This is a genomic window from Yoonia sp., assembly GCF_017854415.1.
Taxonomy (GTDB): domain Bacteria; phylum Pseudomonadota; class Alphaproteobacteria; order Rhodobacterales; family Rhodobacteraceae; genus Yoonia.
This window is the reverse complement of the sequence record NZ_JAFMHR010000112.1, coordinates 2706-10207: the sequence shown is the minus strand read 5'-3', so window position 1 is coordinate 10207 and position 7502 is coordinate 2706. Positions and strand designations below refer to the sequence as shown.

Sequence of the window (7502 nt, the reverse complement as noted above, 5' to 3'; positions counted from 1 at the left end):
CATTGAGCACCAAAATCGCAAAACTCCAAAAACAAATGCCACCTGAAAACTCAGGTGGCATTCGTTAATTTCATAAATACTTCAAAGCGGTTTAGGCTGCAGAGCTACTGCGTGAACGGCCTCCGCCGCCTCCGCCGCCATTGCGGCGCTTTGCGCCACCACCGGGTTTTCCGCCTGCGCGTTGTGCACCACCGCGGTTTCCGCCGCCGCCGCCGCCAGCACCACGTCGGCCACCGCCGCCGCCACCATTAGGCCGCTTTTTCTGACCCGGCTGGATTTCCCACTCCCGACCCGACGCCACCGGAATGGTTTCCTTCATCGCTTTTTCGATGTCTTTCAATTCAATCATCTCGTCCGGTGCGACCAATGCAACGGCACTGCCATCTGCACCTGCACGCGCTGTCCGGCCGATCCGGTGAACATAGTTTTCCGCCACGTTGGGCAGATCGTAGTTATAGACGTAACGCACGTCAGGAATGTCGAGACCGCGGGCAGCTACGTCAGTCGCCACCAGCACCCGCACTTTGCCTGATTTGAAGGCAGCCAGCGCGCGATCACGTTGACCTTGGGATTTGTTGCCGTGAATTGATGCGGCGGCAAAGCCTTTTTTCTCAAGGACGTTGTATAGCTTTTCACAGCCATGCTTGGTGCGGCCAAAGACCAGCGCCAATTCATCACGGTGCTTGTCCAGCAGTTCGATCAACAGGTCGGTCTTAGCGGCTTGGGCCACAAAGTGCACAGACTGGTTGATTTTCTTGACCGCCTGGCCAGGTGGGTTTGCTTGGACGCGCACAGGATCAGTCAGGTACGTGCCTGCTAATTCAGACATCAGTTTCGGCATGGTAGCAGAGAACATCATTGTCTGGCGATCTTTGGCCAGCAGTGGCGCGATCTGGCGCAATGCATGGATAAAACCCATGTCGAGCATCTGGTCAGCCTCGTCAAGAACCAGATAAATCGTCTCGTCCAGACGCACAGCGCGGCGGTCCAGCAGGTCGATCAAACGACCCGGAGTTGCGACCAACAGGTCAACACCGCCCGCCAGACGCTTGGTCTGTGCCACGATGCCTGCACCACCAACCACAAGCGCCACCTTAAGGTGGCTGCCTTTGGTGTAGGCTGTCAGGTTTTCAGCAATCTGCTTGGCCAGTTCACGCGTCGGCGCAAGGATCAGGCCGCGCACGGCTTTCGGGTTTGGCTTTACGCCTGCCTTTAGCAACGCATGGATCATCGGCAGACCAAAGGCCGCCGTTTTACCGGTACCGGTTTGGGCAAGGCCCATCACATCGCGGCCGTTCATGGCGTGCGGGATGGCTTGGGTTTGAATCGGGGTCGGTTCAACGATCCCTTGTTCTTTGAGTATATTAATCAGTCGGGGCGCAAGGCCCAGCATGTCAAAATCCATGAATGGATATCCTATCTAATGCGGACCAGCGGCCCGCGCATATCAATGGCACACAGCAAAATGCCGTGAACCCGTGCAAGGTTGCGCCAATATACTGACTGCCGAGACCGCATTGTCCGGACGCCGATTTGGCGCGGGACCCCTGCGTGATGTGGGAACCTGAGGTTAGACGACGCATTGCAAAGATTTTTTATCTTGCTCTGCTCACGCGGCAGGATGCATCGGTTGACCGGCACATGATGGTTTCGACTACGTCTGTCAAGGTCTGGTGAAAAAGGGCCCGTACAGTGTTGCCTGTGCTTTCCCTTGTGACCACCACACCATATAGTGTCTCAAAGCTTCGAATGGTGGGGAATCGTCCAGTGGCGCATATTATCGTGGTCGGCAACGAAAAAGGCGGCGCGGGCAAATCAACTGTGTCGATGCATGTCGCGACTGCGCTTTCGCGCATGGGGCATAAGGTTGGTACGCTTGACCTTGATCTGCGACAAAAAACGCTGGGCCGGTATATCCATAATCGGCAGGCCTTTATGGCTAAGAAGGGGATCACTCTGCCAACCCCGTCTTATCACGAGCTGCCCGAAATTGACCAAAACACGCTGAAACCTGGTGAAAATGCATTTGATCATCGCCTGTCGATGGCTGTGGCCAAGATGGAAGCGAACGCTGATTTCATTCTGATCGATTGCCCAGGATCGCACACGCGGTTAAGCCAAGTTGCCCACTCGCTGGCGGACACGCTAATCACGCCCTTGAACGACAGCTTTATCGATTTCGATTTGCTGGCGCATGTGGACAGTGACGGCGAAGAAATCACCGGCCCGTCAGTGTATTCCGAGATGGTATGGAACGCCCGTCAGTTGCGCAGCCAAGCAGGGCTTAAGCCGATCGACTGGATCGTTGTGCGCAACCGATTGGGCGCGCAGGCGATGGTCAACAAAGAAAAGATGCAGCGCGCCATCACCAAGCTGTCTAAGCGCATCGGTTTTCGCACCGCGTCCGGTTTTAACGAACGTGTCATTTTTCGCGAGCTCTTTCCGCGGGGGCTGACTTTGCTAGATCTGCGTGATGTTGGCGTGAAAGGCATGAATATATCAAATGTAGCGGCGCGTCAGGAACTGCGCGAGCTGATCAAATCGCTTGATTTACCTGGTGTGACGCCGGATTTTTGACGCGAAACATACGAATTTGAGCGCAGGCATTCTTGATGCGCCCTTTTATTAAGCAAATCAGCCGCATAGTGTGACCCACAAATAGGGAGAGCTTGCTTTGCAGAAACTGATTTCGTTGCAGCGCTATACCACCTTCGCTGTCGTAGTGATTTTAACCGTGTTCTGTTTGATTGCCGGATTTTGGGCGCCGTGGGTGTTCATCCTTGCGGCCCTGTTTGGCGCGCTGACACTGCTGGGCATTCATGACGTCAGGCAAGATCACCACGCAATTTTGCGCAATTACCCTTTGTTGGGTCATGTGCGGTTCCTGTTCGAAAAGATCCGGCCCGAGATCCGCCAGTATCTGATCGAAGGCGATCAAGAGGAACAACCTTTTAGCCGCGAACAGCGATCCTTGGTCTATCAGCGCGCCAAAGGGGCCGAAGACAAACGCCCCTTTGGTAGCCATGAACGCGTCTATGACGCAGGTTATAATTGGCTGACCCATTCGGTCCAGCCAACCCATTTTGAAAACACAGATTTTCGCCTGACAGTCGGTGGTGACAACTGCAAAAAGCCCTATGACGCATCGCTTTATAATATCTCGGCGATGAGTTTTGGATCGTTGTCAGCGAACGCAATCGCCGCATTGAACAAGGGCGCAAAGTTGGGCAACTTTGCCCATGACACAGGCGAAGGCGGCATCAGCCGCTATCACCGCGAAGGTGGCGGAGATTTAATCTACGAAGTCGGCTCTGGCTACTTTGGATGCCACAACCATGATGGCACTTTCAACGCTGACAAATTCAAAACTCAGGCCAGCGACGATCAGGTCAAAATGATCGAGATCAAGCTAAGCCAAGGTGCCAAACCTGGTCATGGAGGGATGCTGCCTGCGGCCAAGATCACGCCAGAAATTGCCGAGGCCCGCGACATCCCGATGGGCGTCGATTGTGTGTCCCCTGCCGGTCATAGCGCGTTTGACGGCCCGCTCTCGTTGATGCAGTTCGTGGGGCAGTTGCGCGAACTATCAGGCGGCAAACCTGTTGGCTTCAAGCTATGCATCGGTCACCGGCGTGAATTTATGTGCATGGTCAAAGCGATGCTCGAAACGGGCATCATCCCTGACTTTATCGTTGTTGACGGCACCGAAGGCGGCACAGGCGCAGCCCCGTTAGAATTTGCAAATCACGTCGGCATGCCGATGATTGATGGTCTGACATTTGTCCATAATACATTGCGCGGTGCTGGCATTCGCGATCAGGTCAAGATCGGCGCGGCAGGCAAAATCATCAGCGCATTTGATATTGCACGCGCCCTTTCACTGGGTGCCGATTGGTGCAACTCGGCGCGTGGCTACATGTTCGCGATTGGCTGTATTCAGGCGCAAGCCTGTCATACAAACCATTGCCCCGTGGGCGTCACGACCCAAGATCCAATCCGGCAGCAAGCACTAAACGTAAACGACAAAAGCCACCGTGTCGCACGTTTTCACGCCAACACACTAAGGGCACTTGGTGAAATGGCGGGGGCGGCCGGTCTCAGTGATCCATGCGGATTTTTGCCTTATCATTTCATGGCGCGCGCAGGCGACGGCCAGATGACAGAGGCAGCGGATGTCTATGCGTATTTACGCGAGGGGTTCTTGCTGGACGACGGCGATGACAATCCGATTTACCGCGAACGCTGGGCGCGCGCGACGGCTGATAGCTTTGCCCCACCAGAGGCCCGCTAGGGTCAGTCTTTACGGATCGTCCTGCCGCGGCGGTGTCTTACCAGCAATGCGCATGAACAGCGACACACGCGGCGTCGTTGCTGTCTCGCCGCGTGAACGGGTCCGCAAAACGGGTGTGTTCTGTGATGTGCCACTGCGGCTTTCGCGCAATACGATATACATGCCGCTGGCGATGATAATGCCTGTGCCAATCGCGGTGGCCTGATCTACTGTTTCGTCAAAGAAAAAATACCCAAACAACGTAGCCCAAATGATTTGGCTGTATTGCATCGGTGCAATGATCGCGGCCTCGCCGGATTGGTAGGCGGCAATAACAAGGCGGCTGGCGAACCATGCGAACGTCGCGATGATGGCAAGCAGTCCCAAATGCTCGATCGGCATCGGCACATAAACGAAAGGCAATGCGCAAGCCATCAAGATGAAGTTCACCATCATTGGGTAAAGTAACATCACTACAGGCCGTTCGTCGTGGCCAATTTTGCGTACCACGATCGAGGCAAGCGCCCCACCGATTGCAGCAGCAAGAGCCGCGAGATGGCCCAATGCGAACTCTGTCTCGCCCGGACGTAGCACCACGAGGACGCCCACCAGACCAACAATCACCGCAAGCCAGCGGCGCAAACGCACTGTTTCTCCCAACACCGGAATTGCAAGGATCGTGATCAACAAAGGGGCAGCAAAAAGGATCGCATAAACCTGCGCCAACGGCAGGACCGAAAACGCGTAGAAGACAGACACGCCTGTAACAACTGCCGCCCCAGTGCGCAGCGCCAACCACCAAGGATGGCGTGGCACCAACGTGCCCGGGTTGGCGTCCCGCATCATCATCACGGTCGCCAGCGGAAAGCTAAGAAGGACACTGAAAAACACAATCTGGAACGGGGAATAAACCCCGCCCAAGACTTTCACCACGACGTCATGCGTCGAGAAAATGCCAAAGGCAAGCAGCGCTAGCAGCGCACCTTTGGCATTGGGCGACATCAGACGCTCGCGTCGAGTGCTGCGAGGATCACATCACCCATTTGCGTTGTGCTAAGTGGTGTGCCGTCTTCCGGCCCCATCAGGTCCGCTGTGCGTGCGCCATCTGCAAGAACCTTTTCAATCGCTGCTTCGAGGCGATCTGCTTCAGCGCCTTGATCAAAGGAATAACGCAGCGCCATCGCGAACGACAAAATACACGCAATCGGGTTCGCTTTGGCTTGGCCAGTGATGTCCGGCGCAGAGCCGTGAACCGGTTCATACATCGCTTTCGGACGACCGTTGGCCATTGGCAGACCAAGTGATGCGGACGGCAGCATGCCCAACGATCCTGTGAGCATTGCCGCGCAATCGGACAGGATATCGCCGAACAGGTTATCAGTCAGGATCACGTCGAACTGCTTGGGCGCGCGCACCAGTTGCATCGCGCCGTTGTCCGCGTACAAATGGCTCAATTCGACATCGGCATAATCTGCCTGATGTACTTCGGTGACAACATCGCGCCACAAAATGCCGCTCTCCATGACGTTGGCTTTTTCCATCGAACACACTTTGTTGCCGCGTTTGCGGGCCAAATCAAAGGCCGCACGCGCGACGCGCTCGATCTCGGCTTCGGTGTAGCGTTGGGTGTTGATGCCAACGCGCATGTTGTCTTCCATGTGGATACCGCGAGGTTCACCGAAATAAACACCAGACGTCAATTCGCGCACGATCATGATATCAAGGCCCGCGACGATGTCTTTCTTTAGCGAAGAGAAATCAGCCAATGCGTCAAAGCACTGCGCAGGGCGCAGGTTTGCAAACAAGTCCATTTCCTTGCGCAGGCGCAGCAGGCCGCGCTCTGGCTTTACGCTGAAATCAAGGTTGTCATACTTTGGGCCGCCGACAGCACCCAGCAAAACGGCGTCGACTTCTTGGGCTTTGGCCATCGTGTCGTCATGCAACGGCACACCGTGCGCGTCATAGGCCGCACCACCAACAAGGTCTTCCGAGACGTCAAAGTTCAAATCACGCTTGTCGCCGAACCATCCGATGATGCGTTTTACTTCGTTCATCACTTCGGGGCCGATGCCGTCACCGGCGAGGATCAACAGAGAAGGGTTTGCCATGGGTCATGTCCTTGTTGGAATTTGTTGGACTTGCCCTAGCGCGACCGCGCGTCAGGTTCAAGATACCAACGGGTGAAGTCCTTGCTCTAGTAGCTGCCAAACACGTCTGATGCGGGGGGTTTGGCGCATCGCTTCATGTGCGGTCAACCAAACGGGCAGCGTCGGAAGCGGGATACCAAGGTTGATTTCGGTCAGCGTTGGATCGGCCTTCCCCATACCCAATTGCCCAAAACCCACTCCACAGCCTGCACGCACCAATTCCCAATAGGCATTATTATCATCGCAGCGTATCTTGAAGAAATCACGGTCGATTGGCCTACCTGATCGTTTGAAGCCATCGATGATGTCGGAATTGACATCATAGCCGACGAAGTCATGGGTCAGCAGATCGTCAAACGAGAGCGGCATGCCGCGTGCAGTGATGTACGAATTTGCGGCAAACACGCCCAAGGCGATATCGCCAATATGCTGCGTCACAAGATCAAGTTGCGTGGGCCGATACATGCGCACAGCGATATCGGCCTCGCGGTAAAGCAGATTGCTACTGTCATCGCTTGGCACCAGTTCAATCGCGATCTGAGGTTCGTTTCTGCGGATATGTGCAATGATTGCGGGCAAATATTGCACTGACATTGTGGCACTTGCCGTGATCCGAACCGTCCCTTCAAGGCGGGCTTGTTGCCCCGCAGCCGTCAGAGTGATTTGGCGCACTGCATCGCGCATGGCCCGCGCAGGTTCCACCAGTGCGGCACCGGTTTCAGTCAGCGAAAAACCACGCGCTTGGCGGTGAAACAAGTCCGCCCCTAACTGTGCTTCGATCGATTTCACTTGCCGGCCCAGCGTTGGTTGACTGGTGCCAAGTGTGCGGCCCGCCGCCGACAAGCTGCCAGTTTCCGCCACTGCCAGGAAAGCTTGTACGAGCGACCAATCAAGAGAGGTAAGTGCTTTAACCATTCATTTATGAATACATAACAAACGCAATCTTGCAATTTCTTTTGCATCCAACTTCGCCGATCTTGGCATGAACAGCAGCAAAGGAGATACCAAATGCAACGTACAGTTCTCATCTTGGGCGGTTCAGGAAAAATCGGCAGCCGCGCCGCCGAAGCCTTTTGGGATGCGGG

At 55.3% G+C, this 7502-nt stretch carries 6 protein-coding genes; 2 read left to right on the top strand and 4 right to left on the bottom strand.

What is annotated here, in order from left to right:
- Positions 1–91: 91 nt before the first annotated feature.
- The gene (locus tag QZ197_RS12280; protein ID WP_296432290.1) at positions 92–1405 is read right to left on the bottom strand and encodes a DEAD/DEAH box helicase; all 1314 of its coding nucleotides are present in this window, start codon (positions 1403–1405) and stop codon (positions 92–94) included.
- A gap of 362 nt (positions 1406–1767) precedes the next feature.
- On the opposite strand from QZ197_RS12280, the gene QZ197_RS12275 reads away from it, so the two are divergent.
- Both QZ197_RS12275 and QZ197_RS12270 read left to right on the top strand, forming a co-directional pair.
- Positions 1768–2577: a division plane positioning ATPase MipZ gene (locus tag QZ197_RS12275; RefSeq protein WP_296432289.1), complete on the top strand. Its 810-nt coding sequence runs from the start codon at positions 1768–1770 to the stop codon at positions 2575–2577.
- A 97-nt stretch (positions 2578–2674) separates the two neighbouring features.
- Positions 2675–4291, top strand: coding sequence for an FMN-binding glutamate synthase family protein (locus tag QZ197_RS12270; protein ID WP_296432287.1), 1617 nt, complete (start codon positions 2675–2677; stop codon positions 4289–4291).
- Between the two features lie 9 nt (positions 4292–4300).
- Here QZ197_RS12270 and QZ197_RS12265 read toward each other — a convergent pair whose 3' ends face one another.
- Genes QZ197_RS12265 through QZ197_RS12255 form a run of 3 tightly spaced genes read right to left on the bottom strand, consistent with a single transcriptional unit; the run spans position 4301 to position 7332 of the window.
- Positions 4301–5272 (bottom strand): DMT family transporter, encoded by a 972-nt coding sequence (locus tag QZ197_RS12265; RefSeq protein WP_296432286.1) that lies wholly within the window; start codon positions 5270–5272, stop codon positions 4301–4303.
- A complete protein-coding gene (gene leuB / locus QZ197_RS12260) occupies positions 5272–6378 on the bottom strand; it encodes a 3-isopropylmalate dehydrogenase (protein WP_296432285.1) in 1107 nt (368 codons plus the stop codon). The genes QZ197_RS12265 and leuB overlap by 1 nt, the downstream gene beginning before the upstream one ends.
- A 57-nt stretch (positions 6379–6435) precedes the next feature.
- A complete protein-coding gene (locus QZ197_RS12255; protein ID WP_296432284.1) occupies positions 6436–7332 on the bottom strand; it encodes a LysR family transcriptional regulator in 897 nt (298 codons plus the stop codon).
- Positions 7333–7502: the final 170 nt, after the last annotated feature.